This window comes from Amycolatopsis sp. NPDC059657 (assembly GCF_042734395.1).
In the GTDB taxonomy this organism is placed as follows: domain Bacteria; phylum Actinomycetota; class Actinomycetes; order Mycobacteriales; family Pseudonocardiaceae; genus Amycolatopsis.
Genome location: NZ_JBHWEB010000118.1, coordinates 1 through 21,775, shown reverse-complemented (window position 1 = coordinate 21,775; position 21,775 = coordinate 1). Strand labels below are relative to the sequence as shown.

The 21,775-nt window shown below is 70.1% G+C and carries 16 protein-coding genes; 4 read left to right on the top strand and 12 right to left on the bottom strand.

What is annotated here, in order from left to right:
• Nucleotides 1-54: 54 nt before the first annotated feature.
• Nucleotides 55-762, bottom strand: coding sequence for a Crp/Fnr family transcriptional regulator (locus tag ACFV15_RS39275; protein WP_378357362.1), 708 nt, complete (start codon nt 760-762; stop codon nt 55-57).
• A 42-nt stretch (nt 763-804) separates the two neighbouring features.
• Here ACFV15_RS39275 and ACFV15_RS39270 point away from each other — a divergent pair, with 42 nt between their 5' ends.
• On the top strand, nt 805-1,500 hold the full coding sequence (locus ACFV15_RS39270; protein ID WP_378357360.1) for a response regulator transcription factor: 696 nt from the start codon (nt 805-807) through the stop codon (nt 1,498-1,500).
• Nucleotides 1,500-3,233, top strand: coding sequence for a sensor histidine kinase (locus ACFV15_RS39265; protein ID WP_378357359.1), 1,734 nt, complete (start codon nt 1,500-1,502; stop codon nt 3,231-3,233). Before ACFV15_RS39270 ends, ACFV15_RS39265 begins: the two co-directional genes overlap by 1 nt.
• Here ACFV15_RS39265 and ACFV15_RS39260 read toward each other — a convergent pair.
• Genes ACFV15_RS39260 through ACFV15_RS39235 form a run of 6 tightly spaced genes read right to left on the bottom strand, consistent with a single transcriptional unit; the run spans nt 3,214 to nt 12,373 of the window.
• Nucleotides 3,214-3,909, bottom strand: coding sequence for a PEP/pyruvate-binding domain-containing protein (locus ACFV15_RS39260; protein WP_378357357.1), 696 nt, complete (start codon nt 3,907-3,909; stop codon nt 3,214-3,216). The genes ACFV15_RS39265 and ACFV15_RS39260 overlap by 20 nt on opposite strands.
• A gap of 45 nt (nt 3,910-3,954) precedes the next feature.
• Complete coding sequence (locus tag ACFV15_RS39255; RefSeq protein WP_378357355.1) at nt 3,955-6,681, bottom strand: ATP-binding protein; 2,727 nt, start codon at nt 6,679-6,681, stop codon at nt 3,955-3,957.
• 17 nt (nt 6,682-6,698) lie between these two features.
• The gene (locus ACFV15_RS39250) at nt 6,699-7,604 is read right to left on the bottom strand and encodes a methyltransferase (RefSeq protein ID WP_378357353.1); all 906 of its coding nucleotides are present in this window, start codon (nt 7,602-7,604) and stop codon (nt 6,699-6,701) included.
• Nucleotides 7,601-9,202 carry a PEP-utilizing enzyme gene (locus tag ACFV15_RS39245; RefSeq protein ID WP_378357351.1) on the bottom strand — a complete coding sequence of 534 codons (1,602 nt, stop codon included), beginning with the start codon at nt 9,200-9,202 and terminating at the stop codon, nt 7,601-7,603. The genes ACFV15_RS39250 and ACFV15_RS39245 overlap by 4 nt, the downstream gene beginning before the upstream one ends.
• Before the next feature lie 58 nt (nt 9,203-9,260).
• Complete coding sequence (locus tag ACFV15_RS39240; protein ID WP_378357350.1) at nt 9,261-11,036, bottom strand: S9 family peptidase; 1,776 nt, start codon at nt 11,034-11,036, stop codon at nt 9,261-9,263.
• The gene (locus ACFV15_RS39235; protein WP_378357348.1) at nt 11,033-12,373 is read right to left on the bottom strand and encodes a M20/M25/M40 family metallo-hydrolase; all 1,341 of its coding nucleotides are present in this window, start codon (nt 12,371-12,373) and stop codon (nt 11,033-11,035) included. Before ACFV15_RS39235 ends, ACFV15_RS39240 begins: the two co-directional genes overlap by 4 nt.
• Nucleotides 12,374-12,458: 85 nt before the next feature.
• On the opposite strand from ACFV15_RS39235, the gene ACFV15_RS39230 reads away from it, so the two are divergent.
• Together ACFV15_RS39230 and ACFV15_RS39225 are read left to right on the top strand one after the other, a co-directional pair.
• A complete protein-coding gene (locus ACFV15_RS39230; RefSeq protein ID WP_378357346.1) occupies nt 12,459-12,971 on the top strand; it encodes an ArsR/SmtB family transcription factor in 513 nt (170 codons plus the stop codon).
• A 152-nt stretch (nt 12,972-13,123) separates the two neighbouring features.
• The gene (locus ACFV15_RS39225; RefSeq protein WP_378357344.1) at nt 13,124-13,996 is read left to right on the top strand and encodes a hypothetical protein; all 873 of its coding nucleotides are present in this window, start codon (nt 13,124-13,126) and stop codon (nt 13,994-13,996) included.
• A gap of 50 nt (nt 13,997-14,046) precedes the next feature.
• On the opposite strand, the gene ACFV15_RS39220 is transcribed toward ACFV15_RS39225, so the two are convergent.
• The 5 genes from ACFV15_RS39220 to ACFV15_RS39200 are packed head-to-tail and all read right to left on the bottom strand — an operon-like array spanning nt 14,047 to nt 21,611.
• Nucleotides 14,047-15,279, bottom strand: coding sequence for an MFS transporter (locus ACFV15_RS39220; RefSeq protein ID WP_378357342.1), 1,233 nt, complete (start codon nt 15,277-15,279; stop codon nt 14,047-14,049).
• Entirely contained in the window at nt 15,276-16,487 is a 1,212-nt protein-coding gene (locus ACFV15_RS39215) for a cytochrome P450 (protein WP_378357341.1), read from the bottom strand. Before ACFV15_RS39215 ends, ACFV15_RS39220 begins: the two co-directional genes overlap by 4 nt.
• Entirely contained in the window at nt 16,484-18,139 is a 1,656-nt protein-coding gene (locus ACFV15_RS39210) for a non-ribosomal peptide synthetase (RefSeq protein WP_378357339.1), read from the bottom strand. The genes ACFV15_RS39215 and ACFV15_RS39210 overlap by 4 nt, the downstream gene beginning before the upstream one ends.
• Nucleotides 18,139-19,377 (bottom strand): acetyl-CoA carboxylase biotin carboxylase subunit family protein, encoded by a 1,239-nt coding sequence (locus ACFV15_RS39205; protein ID WP_378357337.1) that lies wholly within the window; start codon nt 19,375-19,377, stop codon nt 18,139-18,141. Before ACFV15_RS39205 ends, ACFV15_RS39210 begins: the two co-directional genes overlap by 1 nt.
• Complete coding sequence (locus ACFV15_RS39200) at nt 19,371-21,611, bottom strand: alpha/beta fold hydrolase (RefSeq protein ID WP_378357336.1); 2,241 nt, start codon at nt 21,609-21,611, stop codon at nt 19,371-19,373. Before ACFV15_RS39200 ends, ACFV15_RS39205 begins: the two co-directional genes overlap by 7 nt.
• Between the last annotated feature and the right edge of the window lie 164 nt (nt 21,612-21,775).

Below are 21,775 nucleotides of genomic sequence, written 5' to 3'. Positions count from 1 at the left end.
TGCTCGGACTTGTCCGAGCATGACGCCACCGCGGGACATCGGCGACGACAGATGTCACAGAGAGGCTGCGCCATTCGGGGATTCATCGAGGAACGCGCGCAGTTTTCCGACGCTGGGCACGACATGGCGGCGATTCACCGTGCCGATCAGGTCGCGCTCGCGCAGCGCGGTCATCGCCCGCGCCACCGAACGCCGGGTCGCGCCGACGTGGTTCGCCAGGTCCTGCTGGGTGAGCGGGATCTGGATGACCAGGCCGGACGGGCCGTCGACGCCGTGCTGTTCGGCCATGTGGAGCAGCGAAGCCGCGATGCGCTTGGTGACGTCGTGCATGGCGAACCACCGGCGCATGTTCTCGGCTTCGGCGACGCGGTCCGCCATCTGCTTGACCAGCGCGATCGTGATGGTCGGCCGGTCGTGCAGGCAGGCGAGGAAACGATCACGGGTGATCACCACCAGCTCGACCGTCTCGACGGCGTGCACGTCCGCGCCGCGCGGTGAGCCGTACAGGGCGGCCAGTTCGCCGACGAGATGGCCGGGCCCGCGATGCCCGGTGAGCAGCTCGTAGCCGCCCGAGCCCGACGACGAGATCCTGACCCAGCCCTCGGTGATCAGCAGCAGATGTTCGGTCGGATCACCCTGGCGCAGCAGCAGATCACCACCGGGATGGCGGCGCCGGAAACCGAGGCCGAGCAGGAAACGCCGGTCCTCGGGGGACAGATAGGTGAACAGGGATCCGGCAGCCGGTTCCAGTAGACCCCCCATCCTCCCCATGCTACGGACAACCGGCCAGCATAGGGTCGCCTTGTGTGCGCTCACATACTCGTCGCGGAAGACGACGAGAAACAGGCTGAGGTCGTGCGGCTCTACCTCCAGGAGGAGGGCCACACCGTGGTCGTCGCGGGCGACGGGCGGTCGGCGCTCGACGAGGCCAGACGGCAGCGGCCGGACCTGGTGGTGCTCGACGTGATGATGCCGGGCGGGGTAGACGGGCTCGAGGTGTGCCGGACGCTGCGCGCCGAGTCCGATGTGCCGGTGCTGATGCTCACCGCACGGTCCACAGAGGACGATCTGCTGCTCGGCCTCGACCTGGGCGCCGACGACTACATGACCAAGCCGTACAGCCCGCGCGAGCTGATGGCGCGGGTACGCACGCTGCTGCGGCGTACCAGGCAGAACGGCGACACCGGCGCCGAGGTGCTGCGCGTCGGGCCGCTGCGGGTGGACCCGGTGCGGCACGAGGTGTCCGTCGACGGCCGGGTGGTCGATTGCACGCCCGGCGAGTTCCAGATCCTCGAAGTGCTGGCGAAACAGCCGGGCCGGGTGTTCACCCGCCAGCAGCTGCTGGACCTGACGCGCGGGTTCGACCAGTTCATCACCACGCGCATCATCGACGTGCACATGATGAACCTGCGCAAGAAGATCGAGGCCGACCCTCGGCGGCCCGCGCATCTGCTGACCGTGTTCGGCGTCGGCTACAAACTGATCGCTGACCGTGGCTGATGGCGACCACTAAGGTTCCTTGGCGCAAGCGTTTGCTGACGCGGCTGCTGGCCGTGTCGGTGCTGATCGCCATCGGCTCGATCGCGGCGACCGCCTGGCTCGCGGTGCAGACCACCACCAAGGCGATCGAACAGGAGAAGGGCCAGGCGCTCTCCGACGACGCGACCGTCTACACCGAGCTGCTCGGGCGCGCGGCCGGTTCGCCCAGCTGGGGCGGGGTCGGCCCGCTGCTGCACGACCTCGCGTCGCGGACCGGGCGCCGGATCATCCTGACCGGCGAGGACCGCGCGCCGATCGCCGACTCCGGCGGCGCCCCGATCCTCCTGCCCGCGCAGGCCTCCGCCGTGGTCGACCCGCTGCGTGCCGACCCGATACTGGTGCCGGAGGCGGGCACCAGCGGGATCGACCCGCGTGCGGTCGGGCCGTTCCGGCTGAGCGACGAGGAACGCACGCGCCTCGACTCGGTGATCACCAAGCAGCTCGAGTGCCTGCGCGGGTTCCGCATCACCGCGACCGTGCGGACCGCGCCGAATGGCAAGCCGTCGATCGACTTCAACGGGTTTCCGCTGGTCGCCGCGTCGAAATGCGGCTTGTTCGGCAACGAGGTGCTGACGCCGACCGAAGAGCAGGCGCTGGGCCAGCTCACCGATCTGGTCAACACCTGCCTGCAGCGCCAAGGCCTGCAGCCGGTGAAGCTGGATCTGACCTTCACGGCACTCGGCGCGGTCAGCGACCCGCAAGCGGCGCGCGCGTGCGTCGAGGCCAGCCGCCGCGAACAGCTGCGCACCTTCGTCGCGCCGCCCGCGCTGCTGTTCGTCACCAGCGAGAGCGGGCAGCCGTCGAACCCGTTCAACCTGTCCAGGGCCAACACCACGCGGATCATCGCGGTGACCGTCGGCGTGCTCGGCCTGACCGTGCTGATCACCGTCCTGCTGGCGACCAGGGTGTCCAGGCCGCTGCGCACGCTGACCGAGGCGGTGCGCCGCAACCGGCCGGCGCCGGTGACCACCCGCGACGAGATCGGGTATCTCGCGACGGCGTTCAACGACCTGTCCGAGCGGCGCAAGATCATGGTCAGCGACATCGCGCACGAGCTGCGCAACCCGCTGAGCGCGATCCAGGGCAGGCTGGAGGCCGCCGAGGACGGGATCATCCCGCTCGACCGTGCGCTGACCACGTCGCTGCTCGAGGAAACCTTGCTGCTGCACCACATCGTCGAAGATCTGCAGGACCTGGCCGCCGCCGACGCGGGCAGCCTCCGGCTGCATCCGGAGCCCGTGCATTTGAGCGACCTGCTGGATCAGGTCGCGGAGTCGTATCGCGATCGCGCGGGCGTCGCCGAGGTTTCGCTGACCGTGGAGACCGACGGCGACCCCGAGATCCTCGCGGATCCCGTGCGGCTGCGGCAGATCATGGGCAACTTGGTGAGCAACGCGATCCGGCACACGCCGGGCGGGACGGTGTCGGTGCGCGCCCGCGCGGAGGACGTCGAGTGCGTGATCGAGGTGGCCGATACCGGCGCCGGGATCAGCGAGGCCGACCTGCCGCAGGTGTTCGATCGTTTCTGGCGCGCGGAAAAGTCACGCAGCAGGCAGACCGGTGGCAGCGGGCTCGGGCTGGCGATCGTGCGTCAGCTGACCGAGGCGCACGGCGGCACGGTGTCCGTGACCAGTGTGCTCGGCGAGGGCTCCGTGTTCACGGTGCGCCTACCGGTCACCACCGCGCTGCCGTGACCGGGCGGGCTTGCAGCACGTAGAGCTCGTCGTCCGCGATGGCCCACTCGATGTCCTGCGGTGCGCCGAAACGTCCGGCGACGCGCTCGGCGACCCTGCTCACTTCGACGGCTTGGGCGGCCGTGATCGCGGCGCCCGAGCCGTACGCCAGGCGGGCGGAGTGGTCGCGGACGATCCATTCGTCGGGGTCGATCTCGCCGGAGACGAGGCGGTCGGCGAGCCCCTCGACGGCGTTGAGCAGCACTTCCGTTTCCCCGGTGACGGGGTTGACGGTGAACGCCACGCCCGCGGCGTCGGCCGGGACCATCCGCTGGACCAGCACCGCCATCGGATTGGTGTCGCCGGCGGAGGCGAGTACCCCCAAAACCGCCTCCGCCAGCGCTTTTTCCCCCTGCACGCCGAGCACCGTCTGGTAGGCGCCCGCGTAGGAACGGTCGGCGAGGTCTTCGGCGACGCCGGACGAGCGCACCGCGAACGAGCCGTCGCCGAGGCCGCGGACGGCGTCGAGCAGCGCGCGGACTTCGGCACAGGTCAGCGGATCGGGGCTCGGGGTGAGCACGACGCCGTCCGGTACCGCGAAGCCGTCCCGGATCAGCTCGCCGAGCACCGCGGCCTTGCGGCCTGCCCGTGGCACGTCGGCCGTGGTGACCTCGGCCAGCCGCAGCAACTTCCTCATGGCGTCGATCCTGCACTCGCGTGGCGCCACGCACCATCGGTGCTACTACGTAGATCCGTGCTCCACGGCCCAGCGCGCCAGCGCGACGCGCGAACCCAGGCCGAGTTTGGCGTAGCTGTTGCGCAGGTGGGTCTCGACGGTCCGTTCGCTCAGGAACAGCCTGGCCGCGATGTCCGCATTGGACAGTCCGTCGCCGACCAGCCCGACGATCTGCCACTCGCGCCCGCTCAGCGTGCCGACGCGCCGCCCGGCGGGCACGCGGACGCCGAGCGACCGGGCGAGCCTGCGTGCCCTGTCCGCCCATGGCGCGGCACTGACCTGCTCGAATGCCTCAAGACAGGCGATGGCGGCGGTCTTGTCCTCGGCCAGCTCGGCCCATTCGAGCCGGGCCTGAGCCGAGAGCAGTTTGGCACCCATGGCTTCCAGCCGGTCGGCGGCCAGCTCCAGCAGCTCAGCCGACGGCTGGAGCAGGCCGTCGAGCCGATCGGCGAGCGCGTCCAGCAGCGGCGCGGTGGCACCGTCTTCGCGGAGCCCGGCGCTGGCCCGCAGAGCCGCTTCCCGGTCGCCTGCGGCGAGTCCGGCGAGTCCGGTGAGCAGCAGCCGCAGTGTCACGACCAGCTGTTCGTTGCGCATCCGGGACTCCACGGACGGCGGGGCCGCCGCTGTCCGTCCACTGTGGAGTGAGATGACCGTGCGCGCCAGGTCGGCGAGCGCGGTCGTCCCGGTGTCGCCGGTGGGGTAGCACCCTTCGCCCTCGGCGACACAGGCCGCGGCTTCGGTCAGCCTGCCCTGTTCGGCGAGGATCAGCGCGCGGCAGGTCAGCGACCGGCTGAGCGAACGGGCGAGACCGTTGCGCCGCGCGATGGCGACACCGACGTCGATCTCGCGCATCGCCTCGTCGAGCGCGCCGGCCAGGTAGTACGCGGTGGCGAGGCTGTACTGACCGGAGCACTGCCCGGACGGCATCTCGAACGGGCCGAGTCGCGTGCTGTGCTCCTTCGCGTGCTCGACCGCGGCGGGCAGGTCGCCTGCCAGCATGGAAAGCCCGACGAGCAGCCGATGCGCGCCCTGGACATGGATGGGCGACTCGGCCTCGACGCGTTCGGCGTACTCGAGACTCCGCAAGGTTTCTTCGCGCGCGGTGGCGAAGTCGTCGGCGAAGGTCGCTTCGAGCATGCGGCCGTAATGCAGAGCGGCTTTGGCGGCGTCCGACTCGTCGTGCTCGGTCGCCGCGCGCAGGCGGCCGAGCATGGTGGCGACCTCGGCCTTGTCGCCGTGACGGATCGCGAAGATGAGATGCAGGATGATCGTTTCCAGCGACGACGGCTGCCCGCCGCGCGCGTACTCGTGTGCGGCCGCGGCGTTACCCCGCTCCGATTCCAGCATCGACAGGCGATGGTTCAGCTCGCCGCGCAGCGCCGGGCCGGCCAGTTTCGCGCCCTCGCGCCAGGCCACCGCGGCCGCTTCGAGATCGCCTGCGCCCTGGTGCGCCCGGCCGAGCCAGTCCAGCAGAGCCGGCAGCAGGTCGGCGCGCCCGGTTTCGCGGGCCCTGGTCAGCGCGGCGCCCAGGTAGAGCGTGCTCTCCTCGGCGGCGAACACCGCCAGCGCGCGCTTGCCCGCCTCGGTCATCACCTCGATCGCGCGGTTCGCGTCGACCAGCCCGCCCGCGTCGCGGATGTGCGGGGCCAGCGCGAAGACGTCGCCGGGCAGCACCCTGTCGATGATGACGGCGAGCTCGGCGTGCAGTCGCCGCCGCTCGCCGACGGTGAGCTCGGCATACGCGACCTCGGCGTACAGCGGGTGCGCCACGCGGTAGGTCACCTGCTGCCCGCCGACCTGCTCGATCAGCAGTCCATCGGCGAGCAAGGCACGCAGCGAGAGCCAGAAATCACCGGCTTCCCATGCCGCGCGCAGTACCTCGGCCGAACCGTTGTCCCCGAGCACGGCGACCAGCTCCATCAGCCGCCGCTCCGGTTCGTCGAGCCGGTGCAGGCGGCCGAGCACCACATCGCGGACGATCGCGGGCAGCGGCCCCGTGGCCCCGGCCAGCGCCGTGACGAACAGCGGCACCCCTTTGGCGCGACGGAGCAGCTCCGGCGTCGGCGCCTGGCCACCGAGGCCCGCGACGAGTTCGCCGACCGCTTCGTCGGTCAGCGGGCCCAGCTCGATCTCGGCGTCCGGCGTGGCTCGGCGGACGGCTTTCGCCAGCTCGGCGAGCGCGCTCGTGGTCTCGCTCGGGCGGTAGCCGGTCAGCACCAGCACCCGCTCGTCCAGCACCCCACGCCCGAGGTAATGCAGCAGTTCGACGGTGCCGCGGTCGGCCCAGTGCAGGTCGTCGACGAACACCAGCACGGGTGCGCGCCCGGCGATCCGGCGCACCAGCCGGGTGACCGCCTCGAACATCCGCGTGCGTTCGAGCCCCGGATCGCCGACCGGGGGCACCGCGGGCAGCCGGGGGTCGGCCAGCAGCCTGCCGAGGTCGGCCAGGCCCTCGAGCAACCACCCCGGATCGGGGGCCGTGGCCAGGTGGCGCCGGACGGCCTCGACGATCGGTGCGTACGCGAGTCCCACGTGCAGCGCGTGCGCCTGCCCGCGCAGCACGGCGAAGCCGCGGGCCTCGGCCTCGGCCAGCACCTGCGCGGCCAGCCGTGATTTGCCGATACCCGCGTCCCCGGAGAGCAGCACCACTCGGCCCTGCCCGGCTTCGGCGGCGTCGAGCGCCTTCGTCAGCGCGGCGAGCTCGACGTCCCTCCCGACCAGCCGAGTTGCCATGATCCCCGAGGATAACCTCACTTGCGTGCGGTGATCAGCGCCATCCCGTCCGGCAGCTCGGCGACCTCGACCTCGCCCAGCCCGGCGTCGCCCAGCCAGGCGCGATACGCCGAGGGCGGGTGGACCGTGCCGTGGCGGGTGCGCAGGAACAGCGACAGGTCGTGCATCGCGGCTTCCGTACTGCCCGCCAGCGTCTCGATCACCGCGAACGTCCCGCCCGGTTCGAGCGCGGGCGACAGGTGCCGGAGCAGTTTCGCGCACGCCGCCTCGTCGAACAGGTGACACACCTGGCCCAGCACGATCAGGTCGTGGCCGCCGGTGTCGAGGCGGGCATCGAACATGTCGGCGCCGAGGAACTCGTAGTGCGCCGCGACCCCGGCCCGGTTCACCGCCTGCCTGGTCGCCTTGAGGACCGGCGGCAGGTCGAGCGCGGTCACTCTGCAGTGTTCGCTCGCCAGCGGAATGCTCCAGGGCGCCGCGCCCGCGCCGACGTCCAGCACCCGCCGCGCCTTCGGCAGCAGCCTCGCCACCTCCGCGGCCGATCGACTCCACAGCGCGGCCAGGAACGTCACCATCGACGGGTAGATCCCGCCCGCCGTTTCGGCGCAGTCGGACTCGAAGGCCGGTTCGCCGGTGCGGACCACCTCGGGCAGTCGTTCCCACAACGGCAGGATCGGGTGCAGTGAAGCGATTCCCGGCACCAGCGGCCGGTAGCGGCCGTCTGCGAGAAGCTCCACGAAGCCCTGTTCGGCGAGCGCCGCGAGCACCACCCGCACGCCGCGCTCACTGGCCCCGCACGTCCGTGCGAGCTCCTGCGGGGTGGCGGGCGTCCTGTCGATCCGGTCGAGCAGTCCTAATTGGACGGCAGTGGTGAACGCGGCCAGTGTCGCCGCCGTGTCACTGAGCTCGCGGAAGACGTTCACGGGATCAGCTCCACGGTGCCCGCCGAGCCGTCGACCAGCACGGTCTGTCCATCGTGGAGGGTGGTGGTCGCCCGGTGGGTCGCGACCACGGCTGGGATCTGGTGCTCCCGCGCGATGATCGCCGGATGCGAGAGCGAGCCGCCGGTGTCGGTGACGATCGCGCCGACCGACGGGAACAGCACCGACCACGAGGGCCGCGTGCACGGGCAGACCAGCACGTCACCGGCCTGCAGTTTGCCGAACTCGGCCTCGGAGCCGATCACCCGCACGGTGCCGCGGTACCGCCCGGCCGACGCGGGGACTCCGCGCAGCACTCGGGTTTCCGTTGCCTCGGCCCGGTTGCTGAGGTGCGTCGCGAGCACCCGCTCGGACGCCCATGCCGCGGCTTCCATGGTGACCCGCACGTAGGACGGCATCCAGCGCAGCGACGGCGGCGGCCCCGGCTCGCGACCGTAGGACATCGGACCGGGGTTCGCGATCGCCCATGCACGTTCTTCCTTACGCCGCACCACGGATTCGCGGAGATCGCGGTCGTCGCGCAGTGCCGTGACCGCCTCGTCGCCGTGGTAGAAGAAGATATCGTCGATCTCGTCGAGCCGTCGGCGCGCGGTGAGCCGCCGCCCGATCTCCAGCGCGGCGTACCGTACCAGGGCGATCGGCGCGTCGATGGTGAAGAAGACGTTGTCCTCCCTTACCGGGTAAGCCTTTTCGGCTCTGGCCAGCACCCGCTCGAACCTGGTCGCGGCAGCGCCGGTCAGCCTGGCCCTGGCTCGCGCCCCGGCCTCCGCGCGGCGCTCGGCCAGCGCCTTCGCCGTGGCCTCCGGGGCGTAGCCGCGGGTGAGCTGGTCTTCGAGCAACCGCCTGGTCAGCCCGGGTATCTCGCCGACGGTCGGCTCGGCGGTCTCGACCGCGAGCGCCCGGCAGCCGTAGATCCGCAGGTACTCGGCGAACTCGGGATCGCCTTCCCGCGCGTCGCCCAGCTCGGCCAGCCGCCTGGCTGGCTCGGTCGACCGCACCGAAAGACCGCCGAGCAGCTCGTCGGTCTCGGCGGCGGTCCAGCCGAGCAGCTCGTGGCAGGCCTTGTCGAGCGCGCTGAGCGCGAGCCAGTTCGCGATGTTGAGGAGGAAATGCGTCTCCATGCCGTGCGCGACCAGGTCCGTGGCGCGCGCCAGCCGTGCGGACACCTCCTCGTCGCTCGCGGCCGTCAGGTCGGCGTCGCGCAGGTCCGCGATCCGTTTCTCCAGGCCTGGCAGCAGTTCCCGCTCCCACTGGTCGAGCAGCTGTCCGCTGAAGTCCGTGCGGATGACCTCCTTGCACCGCCGCATCCGCCGCCGCGCCTCCGGCGAGAGCCGGATCAGCAGCGGCAGCAGCCAGGCAGGCGGAACCGGCGCGTCCGGCTTGCCGCCGACCGGCTGCAGCGACAGGTAGGGCCAGCCGCCGATCTCCGCGAACACGGGCTTGAGCAGGAAGCCGAACCGCGCGGCCGCACGGTCGAACCCCACCGACTCCGAACAGGTGGTCCGCGTCAGCGGTGTCTGCGGGCGTGGAAGGTGGCTGGCGTCGCGCTGCCAGTACCCCGGCGGTACCTCGATCTGCATGGTCCGATCGTGGCCGGGCGCGTGCCGCGGTGCCATCCGTGCCACTACGTAGTTCTGGTCAAAGGTGCGTGGTGAACCAGTCGAGCATGTCGGCGTCGGCGTCCGCCCAGCTCTCGCGGTCGGTCGGCGAGTGCCCGCCGGAGACGCGGATCAGCTTGACGGTCCGGCCGAGGTCGCGCAGCCGGTCATGCAGTTGCTCGCTGCCTTCGATGCTCACGCGGGTGTCGTCGACGCCGTGCACCAGCAGCAACGGCGCGCGGATGTTGGCGGCGTGGTTCAACGGGCTCCGGGCCGCGAGGCGGGCGGCGTCGGCCGGGTCGTCGGGGTCGCCGATCCAGCCCGCGGCGCGGCGGCGCCAGGTCGGTGGCATGCTCTGCACGTCCAGCACCAGGTCGGACGGCCCGCACACGGCGACACCCGCGCGCCACAGATGCGGCAGCCTGCTCACGCAGCTGAGCGCGGCGAAACCGCCGTACGAAGCGCCGTAGACGCCGAGCCGGGAGCCGTCGACCCAGTCGAGGCCACGCAGGAACGTCGCCGCGGCCGCGAAATCGGCGAGGTCGCCGCCGCCCCAGTCGCGGTAGATCAGGCGCTGGTAGGCGAGGCCGCGGCCGTTGGAACCACGCATGTTCGGCGCCAGCACGGCGATCCCCCGGCGCAGGAGTTCCTGGATCATCGGGTCGTAGACCGGGAGCGCGCGGGACTCGGGGCCGCCGTGGATGTGCAGCACCGCGGGCACCGGGCCGGTCTGGCGGTGCGGGCGGTAGAGGAGCCCGGACACCTCCAGGCCGTCGGAACTGGTGAACCACACGGTTTCCGGGGAGATCGCGCCTTGCGGGAGCCGGTCGCCGCAGTTGGTCAGACGCTTGGTCTCGGCCGTCGACGGGTCCACCAGCCAGAGTTCGGCTGGCCGGTCCGCGTTGCCGACCTGGAGCAGCAGCCGGTCACCCGCGAAGCGCGGGACGTAGCCGTCGAAGCCGAACTCCTCGGCGCAGATGCCGGGTGAGAGGCCGTCGAGGTCGGTCACCTCGTGCGTTTCCGGGTCCAGCATGCGCAGGATGGTGCGCTGGTCTTCGGTGATCGCCCAGACGATCTTGGGGCCGGCCGTGATCGACTCGACGTCGGCGTCGGGCGTTTCGAGCCACTGCACCGGTTTGCCTGGCACCAGCAGCGCGGCGCCGAGGAAGCTGCGGCCTTCGGTGGTGCAGAGGTAGATCCCGTCCTCGGTCCAGCCGCCGGGCAGGTACTTCGCCGGTCCGTCGTGCGGGGTGAGATGGCGGATCTCCCCGGACGTCAGATCACAGGCGAACAGGTCCTGCTCGGTGTTCTGGTGCAGCTTGATGACGAGCAGCTGCCGCGAGTCGGGCGAGAAGCAGACCGGGAGATAGCGGTCGTCGGCTTCCAGCACGAGCCTGGATTCGCCGGTCGCGAGGTCGCGCACGTAAACGTCGAAGCAGCTTGAGTCGCGGGCGGTGCTGGCGAAGGCGAGCAACGCGCCGTCGGGGCTGTACGGTTCGCTCGCGCTGCCGTAGGGCACGCCGATCTCGTGCCGGACGTTCGGGGCGTCCGCGAGCCATTCGACGGCGCCGGTGTCCGGGTCGATCTCGGCGAGACGGTAGTGCTCGGTGCCGGTCAGATCGGTCTGGACGAGCAATCGGCTGCCGTCCGGCCGCCAGGCGAGCCGCAGCACGGCGCCGTCGATCGGGAGGAGCCGGTAGTCGCCCGCCCAGGTCCGGACCCACGGCTGCGGTCTGCCGGACGCGTCGCTGACGTAGGCGAAACCGTCTTCGCGGGGCCAGGCGCCGGTGAGCGTGTCGAAGTCGCGCAGGTTCATCTGCGCTCCCCGAGCGCCAGCTGGATCGCGGCCGCCGCGACGATGCCCCGGCGGAACCAGTCGAGGTCCAGGTTCTCGTCGGGCGCGTGATTGGACTCGTCGACGTTGGCGAACGGGATGCCGTAGCAGGGCACGCCGAGTTCGTCGGTCAGCACCGCGATCGGGAGGCTGCCGCCGAGTGCGGGCACCAGCAACGGCTTCTCGCCCAGTCCCTTCTCCGTGGCTTCGAGAATCGTTGCGGTGTAAGGGGTTTCGGGCAACGTGCGGGACGGGCTCATCGAACCGCCAGTGAGGAACTCGATGTCCGGCGCGTGCCGTTCGACGTGCTTGCGGATCGCCTCGGTCACCTGCGCGGGCGTCTGGCCGCCGACGAGCCTGGTCTCGCAGCGGGCGATCGCGACGTCGGGGATCACCGTGCGGTGGTCGCCGGAATCGGCGCAGCTGAGCGAGTTGATGGTGAGCGTCGGCGCGGTGAGTCGTTCGTAGAAGCCCAGTTCGGCGGGCGGTTCCATGTGCTGGGTCCCGATTCCGGCCAGTGCGCCGGGGACGTCGAGCGGAAGGTCCGCGAGCGCCGCCCATTCGCCGTCGGTGAGCGGGGCGACGGAGTCGGCGAAACCGGGGATGAGCACGGTCCCGTCGGCCGACCGCATACTGGCCAGCAGCTGGATCAACGCCCACGCCGGGTTGGGCGCGACCCCACCCCAGTTGCCCGAGTGCAGTGGCCGGTTCGCGCCGTACGCGCGGAGTTCGAAGGTCAGGATCCCGCGCACGCCGAGCACGACGCAGGCGCGGCCGGAGTCGTGCACGGGGCCGTCGCTCCAGATCGCGAGGTCGGGCACGTCGAGCTGGCTGACGGCTTTGGCGAGGTTCGGGCTGCCGATCTCCTCCTCGCCGTCGAGCAGGACGGTGACCCGGCACGGGAAGCCGCCGGTGAGTTCCTTGAGGGCCCTGAGCCCGAGCAACTGCGCGAGGTGCTGGCCCTTGTTGTCGCCGGTGCCGCGGCCGAACATCCGGCCGTCGCGGATCGCCGGTTCGAACGCCGGGGTCGTCCACTTCTCTTCGGGACCGGCGGGCTGGACGTCGTAATGGCCGTAGATGAGCACGTGCGGCGCGCCGGGCGGGCCCTCGGCGGTGCCGACGAGCGCGGGCAGGCCGCCGGTTTCGACCTGGCGTGCCTCGAGCCCGGCGTTGCGCAGCAAGGCGAGGCCGTGTTCGGCGGCGTCGGCCATGCCGAGGCCGGTCCGGCTCACGCTCGGCTGCGCTATCCACGCGGCCAGCTCGCTGACCAGGTCTTCGGCATACTCCTCGACCCAGGCACGGACTTGCTCGACGGTCACCAGGGCCTCCACGAGTGATTGCACGAAATGAAATCGATAGCAGCAAATCAAATTCGTGGGATGATCGCAAGGTAGTCTTCGGCACGTGGAGGCCATCGCGACGACCGAAGAACTCAAGGCTCTCGGCCACCCGATCCGCTGGCGGATCCTGCGCCTGTGCCTGGACAGGGCGCTGACCAACCAGGAGCTGTCGCTGAAGCTGGACCTGGCGCCCGCGACCACGCTCCGGCATGTCCGCGCGCTGGTCAAGACGGGTTTCCTGGCCGCGGAAGAGGTGCGGACCGGCGAGCGCGGCGCGCTCGAGCGGCCGTATCGGGCGACTCAGCGCACCTGGGGACTCAGTATTTTGGACGCCGACGAGCCGGGGCTGTCCCAGCAGGTCGACCTGGCCATGCTGGGCGCGCACCGCGCCGAGGTGGTCGCGGCGGGCCCGGACGCCGGACGGGGCGTCAGCCGCGGTGTCCTGCGACTGCGCCCCGAACGGGTCGACGAGCTCAACCGCCGCATCCGCGAGGTGGTCGCGGAGTTCGGCGACGAGGAGGACGGCGAGCCGCTGAGCTACCTCTGGTCATTGGCGGCTCGGCCGAAGGAGTCGTGAGCGTTCCGGGCGTTCCCCTCAAAAGCCGCCCGGAACGCTCACGACTCCCTCTGGGCGCGGTCTGGGCAAAATCTGGGCGTCGCCTCGCCAGACTGGTTCGGCGCGTACGAAGTCCCTGTTCAGGGCATTCGCGCACGGAATCGGGAGGTTCTATGCGGTTATCAAGGGGAAAGCGTGCCGTCGCCTTCATGGCGGCGGCATTGGCCTGCGGCACGGTGCAGCTGAGCGTGCCGCCGACCAATGCCCAGGCAGCGCCGCCGTCCACCCAGCAATGTTTCGCGTCCACGGACGCGAGCCGCGCGGCGATCCGCGACAAGATCATCGGACTCGGTGCGACACCGTCGGATGACGACATCCAGCGGGCGACCGGTCTGCAGCGCGTCGACGGTGCGGGTAACCGCATCGCCAACGAGCCACATGAGGCGATGGCCAAGGCGGCCGCCGACGGGGACATGGGCGTACTGTCGCCGAACGTAACGCTGGCGAAGCCGCGTTTCTACACCAGTACCTGCGGTGGAATCATTGATCACTATGTGGTCGCCGATTTCAATTTCGGGCACCGCAGGGCCGATGGCATCAAATGCACCGCGTGTGTCACGAACGTGCGCAACATCGGCGGGTTCGACGGATTCGGGCTTTCGTTCAGTGACAAGGTTTACGACCGTGGCGCGTCGTTCGCCACCTGTGACTACGAACAGCAGGGATGGAACAGGTTCGCCTGTGGCAAGCCCACGTACCTTTTCGACAGCGGCGCTTACGGTAAGTCTTGGGGCTTCCAGGACAAAGCCTGGTATGACGTCGGGGGCTATTTCGGCACCAGTGCCGACAACGGCCGCATCGTGTACAACTACGACCGCTATCCAGGCTCGCCGACCTGTGTCCAGGCGTTCTCCCGCTACGAGCACACCTGGAGCAGCACGGCCGTCACGGGCTTCGGTGTCGGCAAGAGCGATTTCAGTGTGAGCTGGAGCAAGACCGAGAACCACTGGCCTGCCAGCTCGGCAGGCGGTGACGCCTGCCCCTGAGCGTGACACCTGTCCAGGCCGGCCGCACCGTGGCCGGCCTGGACTTCTCGCTATCGAGGACGGTCCATCTCGCGCCATTGGGGTAGGAGGCCGGGGACGACCGTGGCGACCAGGTAGAGGGTGCCCGCGGTGACGAGGGCGGGTGCCAGGCCGAAGGCGGCGATGGCGACGCCCGCGATGCCGCCGCCGAGTGGCATTCCGGCCCAGGACAACGATTCGGCGAGTGAGCCGACGCGGCCGAGCAGGTCGCGGGGGATGCGCTCGACGAAGATGGCGTTGAGGATCGGGTTGATGAAGCCCGAGCCGAAGCCGCCCAGCACGCCGATGCCGATCACCACCCAGATCGGCGCGCCCAATGCCATCACGACGAATCGCGGCACCCCGGCGAGCACGAAGCCCGCCAGGTAGACGAGCCTGCGGGGCAGGCGTTCGCCGAAGACCGCCGCGAGTGCCGCGGCGATGGCGGCTGTCACCGCGAACGCCGAGCCGATGAGCCCGAGTTCGGCCGGGCCGTAGCCGCTGTCATGGATCCATACCGGCAGCAGGACCGCGCTGTACGCCGTGTCGATCAGGTTGGTGATGCTCAGCATCGCGACCATGGCCCGCATCAACGGTTCCCTGGACAGGAAGCGCCAGCCCGCGAGCAGCTGCTTCAGGTACGGCCCTTCGTCCTCTGTGGACTCCGCATGTGTCCGGCGTGGTGCCCAGATCGCGATACCCAAGGCGCACACCAGGAACGAGGCCGCGTCGAGGATCAGCGCGTTGGGTGCGCCGATCGCGCCGATGACCACACCGGCCAGCGCCGGGGTGACGATCATCGCGATGCGCTCGGTCGTGCTGATCAGGCCGGTGACGCGCTCCAGCGTTACCCCGGTGGCGTCCGCGATGTCCGGCGCGAGTGTGCTCTTGGACGTGTCGCCCGGCCCGCGCGCGACGCCCGCGATGGCGACCAGGCCCAGCAGCATCGGGAAACTGAGCAGGCCGAGGCCGTGCAGCAGCGGGATCAGCAGTACCGCGCCCGCGCTGGCGATGTCGGCCATGATGCTGACCTTGCGCGCGCCGACGCGGTCGATGATCGGGCCGCCCAGCGCCTTCGCCAGCACCATCGGCGTCAGCTCGAACGCGACCACGAGGCCGGTCTTGGCCGCCGACCCGGTGGTGGTCAGCACCAGCCAGGGGACCGCGATCGCGCTGAGCCGGGTGCCCGCGACCGAGATCGCGTTGGCGACGAGCATGGCGAGCAGGGTGTGCCGCCGGGTCGGCGGCCGCTCGATGATGCTCATGACTTGATCCGGACCGGCATGGTGCTGATCCCGGCGACGAAGTTCGAACGGGTGTGGCCGACCGGGCCGTCCAGCTCGATGTGCTCGACCGTCTCGAGGAACTCGGTGAACAGCGCGCGCAGCGCCATCCTGGCGAGATGCGCGCCGAGACAGTAGTGCGGGCCGAAGCCGAAGGTGATGTGCCGGTTGGGCGTGCGCCGGATGTCGAAGCGGAACGGGTCTTCGAACACCTCGGGGTCACGGTTCGCCGAGCCGACCCAGACCGCGACCGGCTCACCCGCCTTGACCAGGCCGCCGCTCAGTTCGACATCGTCGACCGCGTGCCGGAGGAAGCTGTTCGCCGGTGACGTCCAGCGCAGGCCCTCCTCGACCAGCGAATTCACCAGCGACGGGTCCTGGCGGGCCGCCTCGAACTGCTCCGGGTGTTCCAGCAGCGCCAGCACGGTCCCGGTGAACGCGTGCGGGGTCGTCGCGTTGGCGCCGAGCAGCAGGCTGTAGCAGTTGTAGACGATCTCGGCCTCGATCAGCGGTGCGCCATCGGCGTCCATTGTGGACAGAATGTCGAGCAGTGAGTCGTCGCCGAGCGGCCGTTCCTTGGCCTGGGTTGCGAAGTACGAGAACAGCTCGTGGTGCGCGATGGCCAGCGTCGCGCCCCGGCTGCCGATACGGAACGCCGGGTCGTCCGGGGCCGCGGCCATCGAGGTCCACTGCACCAGGTCGGTCCAGTCGGCCTCGGGCAGGCCCATCAGCGCGCCGGTGAACGTCATCGGGAACTCGAAGGCGCTCTTGGCGAGGTCTCCGTCCGTGGTTTCGAGTACTCGCCTGGCCGCCGCGCGCACGCGGTCGGCGGACGCGGCGAGCGCACGCGGGGTCATCGCCTTCTGCAACGGCCGCCGCAGCGCCGTGTGCCGGGGCGCGTCGGTCGAGACGAGCATCTGCCCGGCGGCGGCGTCACCGTGGCCGAGTTGTTCGAGCAGGCTGCCGCGTTCGGAGGTGAACGCCTTCGAGTCGCCGAGCACCTTGCAGGCGTCGGCGTACCTGGTCACCGAGGCGAACGCGCGGCCGTCCTTGAGTGTCTGCCGGTGCAGCGGGGCGGTTTCCCGCATGGTCGTCCAGATCGGGTGCGGGTCGCCGTCGGAGTACAGCACGGGGTCGAACAGGTCCACTGTAGACAAGTCGACATCTTGTCGCGCGGTGGTGATCCTCATGCCGCCACTTCCTCTTGGGTGACGGCTTCGGCCATGCCCGCCGGCGTCGGGTTGAGGTAGAAGGTGCGCGGCGAGACCTCGACTCCGAACTCGCGGTGCAGGTCGGCGATGATCCGCACGCCGAGCAGCGAATGCCCGCCCAGCTCGAAGAAGTCGTCGTCGGCGCCGATCCCGGTGATGCCGAGGTAGTCCGACCACAGCTCGACCACCGTCTTCTCGGCAGGCGTGGACGGCTCGCGGTAGTCGCACATCAGGTCGGGCCGCCCGGTGCCGATCTTGGCTTCGAGCGCCTTCGTGTCGACCTTGCCGTTGACGGTCAGCGGCAGCGCGTCGACCACGGTCACCAGCGACGGGACCGCGTACGAGGGCAGCTTTTCGCCGAGCGTGCGCCGCAGGTCCACAAGGGACAGTTCGGAGGCGAGTACCACCGCGGCCTGGATGCTCTTGCCGCCGGACGCGTCCTTGAGCAGCAGGCAGTGCTGGGCGACTTCCGGTATCGCGGCGATGGCCGCTTCGATCTCGCCGAGTTCGATACGGAAGCCGCGGATCTTGACCTGCCGGTCCGCGCGGCCGACGAACTCGATCGCGGGGCCGGTCTTGACGAGGTCGCCGGTCCGGTACATCCGCGCGCCGCCGGGCGCGGGCAGGAACTTCTCCGCGGTCAGCGCGGGACGGCCGAGGTAGCCATGCGCGAGGCCGTCGCCGGAGGTGAACAGCTCGCCGGTGTCCGAGGGTTCGAGGTGCTCGTCGAGCACGGTCACCGTGGTGCCGTTGATCGCCCGGCCGATGGGGATCGGGCCGTCCGCGGCGGTGATCCGGTGGCAGCAGGTGAACGTCGTGTTCTCGGTCGGGCCGTAGCCGTTGACCAGCACCGTTTCCGGCAGCGCCGCAAGTGCCTTGCCGACGTGCGGCGCGGACAGCACGTCACCGCCCGCGAGCAGGAAACGCAGGCCTTTGAGGTCGTCGAGGCCGAAGTCGACGACCTGGTGGAACAGCCCGGCTGTCAGCCAGAGCACGGTGACCTGGGCGTCGCGGATCAGCGTGGTCAGCGAGCTGAGCGAGAGGTCACCGGCGGGCGGGATGACGAGTTGCGCGCCGTTGAGCAGCGCGCCCCAGATCTCCAGCGTCGAGGCGTCGAACGCGATCGGCGCGAGCTGGAGGAACACGTCATCCGGCTTGATGCCGACGAAATCGGGGTCGATGACCAGCCGGGTGACGCCGCGGTGCGGGACCATCACGCCCTTGGGCTTACCCGTCGAGCCTGAGGTGTACGCGACGTACGCGAGATCTTCGGCGTCGACGGCCACGGTCGCCTCGCCGGGCGGGAGTTCTCCGACCTCGGTGATGACCACGTCGACACCGGCGTCGCTCAGCATGAACTTGACGCGCTCGTCGGGATAGCGGGTGTCCAGCGCGAGGTAGGCCGCACCGGCCTGGAGGATGCCCAGCAGCGCGACGATCGCGTCGGCTGAGCGTCGCATGTGGACACCAACGATGTCGCCGCGCCGTACGCCACGCTGAATCAGCGACGCCGCCATCCGGTTCGCCTGGTCGGCCAGCTCGGCGTAGGTCAGCACGCGGGAGCCGTTTCTCACGGCTGTGCGCTCAGGGAATTCCGCCGCCCGAGCACGGAAATGGTCCACAATAGACATCAGGTCCTCCACGTACTCGGCGGCGCCTGCAAGGCCGTCTCGCCGTCGTCGAAACGGAATTCGTAGGTCAGGTGCGCGATCGCCTCGTCCAGCGCGGCGAACATCGCCACGTGATCCTCGGCGTCACCGCACAGCAGGTGCATCTGCGTGGTCATCACGCCGCCGTCGAGCCGCTGCCCGGCACGGATCAGCGGCCGGTAGCCGGTGATGCCCTTGACGCGGCGGGCGGCCTTGATGCCATGCGTCGCGACCAGTTCGCACGGGTCGGTCGGCCCGGCGCCCCAGTACTGGAAATGCACGCGGATCGGGTCGACCGGCTCGGACCACGCGTGCTCGCCGAGTGCCAGCAGCCCGCCGATGCGCACCAGGTCGAGGCCCGCCGCGCGGCGGCTGAGCTCGTTGATGTACCCGCCGAGCCTGCCGTTGACCTCGATGATCCTCGGCCCGTCCGCGGTCAGCTTGACCTCGGTGTGCGCGACGCCGAAGTCGACGCCGAGCGCTTTCAACGCACGGGTGACCAGCTCGCACACCCCGGCCATTTCGTCCGACGGCAGGTCGGCGGGCCAGATGTGGCCGAGTTCACGGAACGGCGGCATCTGCGGGAACTTGCCGGTGACCGCGATGTGCGTGATGGCGTCGGGGGAGCAGAGGCTTTCGACCGAGACGTAGTCGCCGTACGGCAGGCTCGGGCGGCCTTGGATGAACTCCTCGAGCACCATGCCGCCGGGCAAGGTGCCTGCCAGGCGTTGCGCGGTTTCGGTGTCCGGCACCAGGTACGTGTCACGGCTTCCCCCGCCGTACAAGGGTTTCACGATCGCGGGGAAGCCGATGGCCTCGATCGCCTCCGGCCAGTCCGCGGGGGTGTCGATCACGTGCTGGCGTACCGAATCGACCCCGGCCTCGGCCAGGCGGCGGCGCTGGGCGAGCTTGTCGGTGAGCATGTGCGTGGTCTCCAGGCGGTGACCCGGCAGGCCGAGCGCGGTCGTCAGCCTGGACGTGTCACGCAGCATGGACTCGCTGAAGGTCATGATCCCGTCGGGGGAAAGGGCCTTGACGCGGTCGATGTCCTCGTCGCCACCGGTCAGCGGGACCACCGTGCCGAGCTCTTCGAGCACCGGCTTGACCCAGGCGGTGTAGTCGGACGCGGGGAGCAGGAACGCGAGCGGAGTGTCGGCGGCCAGCGCCGTGGCGACCTCCGCGCCGGACGCCGCGCCGCGCTCGTAGGCGATGGCTAACACGGCGACACCACTGACCTGAGTGCCGACTCCAGCGCGAGCAGGTAGGCGTCGACCAGCTTGCCGTCGATGAACTCGGGGTCATAGGCGATGACGATGCCGGTGCCGAGATCGGGCGAGTCGATCATGACGTCGACGCCGAGCGCGAAGCTCGCCTTGTCGTAGGCCCACCACGAGTCGGCTTCGAGCTTGACGGCGTCGAGGTCGCGGTAGGAGTGGAAGTGGGTGAAGTTGAACGACACGTCGAACGCGGGGCGGCCGAGTGCCTGCTCGATCTCCGACACCGGGAAACGCCGGTGCGCCAGCAGGTTCTGCTCGGCCGTCCAGGCCTGGTGTGCCCGGTCGGCCCAGGTGCCCGCGGTCGTGCGCAGGCGCAGCGGGACGGTGTTGAGGAACAGGCCGACGAGGTGGTCCGAGCCGGGCAGCTCCGGCCTGCCGTTGACGACCAGTCCGGTCACGACGTCGTGGTGACGGCCGGTCGCCTGTGCGAGCGCGAAGCCGTGCACTGCGAGGAAAAGGCTCTTCAGCGGCACGCCGATCTCCTCGGCGGCGGTGCGCAGGCGGTCGAGCTTGACCAGCGGGAGCCGGCGGGTCTGGGTCGGGTCGGGCGCCGCGTCGATCGGGCGGTCCGGGAGGAGCAGGGGCGGGACGTCGGCTTCCGTCTTCCAGAAGTCGGCGGCTTCCTGGGACTCGATGGCCTGGCGTTCGAGTGCGACGAACTTGCGGTAGCCGTCGGCGGGCACGGGCGGCAGGTCGGCGGTGGTGTTGGTGAGCTCGGCGTCGTAGAAGGTCAGGAGTTCGACCAGCAGGCGCGCGAAGCTCCAGCCGTCGATGATCGCGTGGTGGATCGCGAAGGTGAGCCGGAACGAGTCGGGCAGCGCGACCACGTGACAGCGGAACGCGGGCGCGGAGTCCCAGTCGATGCCGGTGGCCAAGTGCTTGTCGCGCCAGGCTTTCACGAGCTCGTCGGCCGTCTTCTCGTCGCCGATCTGGACCTCGATCGGCGGCTCGGCGTCCTGCCAGATGAGGTGGGTCGCGGTGGAGAAGCTGGCCAGGTCGAACGAGCTGCGCAGTGCCGGGTGCCTGCGCATCAGGTTGCTGGTGGCGGTGCGGAACTTGGCCGGGTCGAAGCGCGCTTTCACACGCATGCCGATGAGATCGTTGTAGAGGCTCGGGTCGCCGGCCAGCTCGCAGAGGTAGATGAGGCCGACCTGCAGCGATGACGCCGGATACGCGTCGGCGATGTTCTGGGGCAGCAGCTTGCGGTCGGCTTCGGTGAGCCCGTCGAACTCCGGGTGCTCCGCTTCGGGTTCGGCCTTGGCCAGCAACGGGACGAGCTCGCCGATGGTCGCGGCGGTCAGCAGGTCACGCAGGCCGAGCTTGACGCCGCGCTGCTTGGCGTCGGCGATCACGCCGAGCGCGATGACGGAGTCGCCGCCTGCGGCGTAGAAGTCGTCCTCAAGGGTGATGTCCTGGTCTTCCAGCCGGGTGCGCAGGACATCGAGCAGAATGTCTTCGGGTGCGGTCAAGGCGGTGCTCACCTTCTCGGCGACGAATCGGGGATGTTCGTGCGCGGCGAAATGCCCGCCACGCAGTACGTGGATGTCGCAGCGCGCGGTGGTCCGCAGACGCCACGCGGCGAGGCCGTCCAGCGGGACCTCGGGATCACGGTCCCCGCCGATGGCCAGGATCGGGACGCTGAGCCGGTCGTAGGTCGGGTGGTAGTTCCGCACCAGGCGCATGTCGTTGCGCATGATGTCCAGCACGAACTCGCGCATCTCGGGGTCCTGCAAGACTTCGGGGGAAGTGCCGCCGAGCTGCAGGACTTCCGCGATCAGCTCATCGTCGGTTTCCTGATGCGCGACCCGGTTGTGCCGGAAGTCACCGAAGTAGCTCGACACGATCAGCAGCTCGGGCGTCGGCCTGTTGTTTCTTTCGAGCCACGCCGTCAGCTCGGCGGCGAGCAGCGCGCCCATACTGTGCCCCATCAGTGCGAAAGGCTTGTCCAGCAAGGGTTCCAGGCTGTTGCCGATGAGTTCGACGAGCGTGGATACGTCGTCGACGAGCTTCTCCTTGGTGAGGTGCTCGCGCCCGGGCAGTTGCACGGGCTGCAGGTCGACTTCGGGTTTGAGATCCTTGGCGAGCTTCCGGTACGCCGACGCCCCGCCGCCCGCATGCGGCAGGCAGAACACCGGCGGCCGATCACCCCGCCCGCCCCAGAACGGCAGCACGTCCATTTCGCCTCCATTCGACCCCAGCCACGATTCCCGGCCCGCCTGGGCCCGGCAATCGGCCCCGCGACGGTTTCCGGGCTCGCCTCCTCCCCGGGTAGGAGAGCCCCAATGTGGCTTTCGTCAGGTTCTGGCCTCCCAATGTGGCGTTCGTCAGCTCTGAGCTGACG

What these genes read in the sequence shown, in the direction of transcription:
- ACFV15_RS39260 (WP_378357357.1), bottom strand. Translation starts at nt 3,909, where the DNA reads ATGAGGAAGTTGCTGCGGCTGGCCGAGGTCACCACGGCCGACGTGCCA.
- ACFV15_RS39240 (WP_378357350.1), bottom strand. Translation starts at nt 11,036, where the DNA reads ATGAACCTGCGCGACTTCGACACGCTCACCGGCGCCTGGCCCCGCGAA.
- ACFV15_RS39225 (WP_378357344.1), top strand. Translation starts at nt 13,124, where the DNA reads ATGCGGTTATCAAGGGGAAAGCGTGCCGTCGCCTTCATGGCGGCGGCA.
- ACFV15_RS39255 (WP_378357355.1), bottom strand. Translation starts at nt 6,681, where the DNA reads ATGGCAACTCGGCTGGTCGGGAGGGACGTCGAGCTCGCCGCGCTGACG.
- ACFV15_RS39200 (WP_378357336.1), bottom strand. Translation starts at nt 21,611, where the DNA reads ATGGACGTGCTGCCGTTCTGGGGCGGGCGGGGTGATCGGCCGCCGGTG.
- ACFV15_RS39215 (WP_378357341.1), bottom strand. Translation starts at nt 16,487, where the DNA reads ATGAGGATCACCACCGCGCGACAAGATGTCGACTTGTCTACAGTGGAC.
- ACFV15_RS39210 (WP_378357339.1), bottom strand. Translation starts at nt 18,139, where the DNA reads ATGTCTATTGTGGACCATTTCCGTGCTCGGGCGGCGGAATTCCCTGAG.
- ACFV15_RS39265 (WP_378357359.1), top strand. Translation starts at nt 1,500, where the DNA reads ATGGCGACCACTAAGGTTCCTTGGCGCAAGCGTTTGCTGACGCGGCTG.
- ACFV15_RS39245 (WP_378357351.1), bottom strand. Translation starts at nt 9,202, where the DNA reads ATGCAGATCGAGGTACCGCCGGGGTACTGGCAGCGCGACGCCAGCCAC.
- ACFV15_RS39275 (WP_378357362.1), bottom strand. Translation starts at nt 762, where the DNA reads ATGGGGGGTCTACTGGAACCGGCTGCCGGATCCCTGTTCACCTATCTG.
- ACFV15_RS39220 (WP_378357342.1), bottom strand. Translation starts at nt 15,279, where the DNA reads ATGAGCATCATCGAGCGGCCGCCGACCCGGCGGCACACCCTGCTCGCC.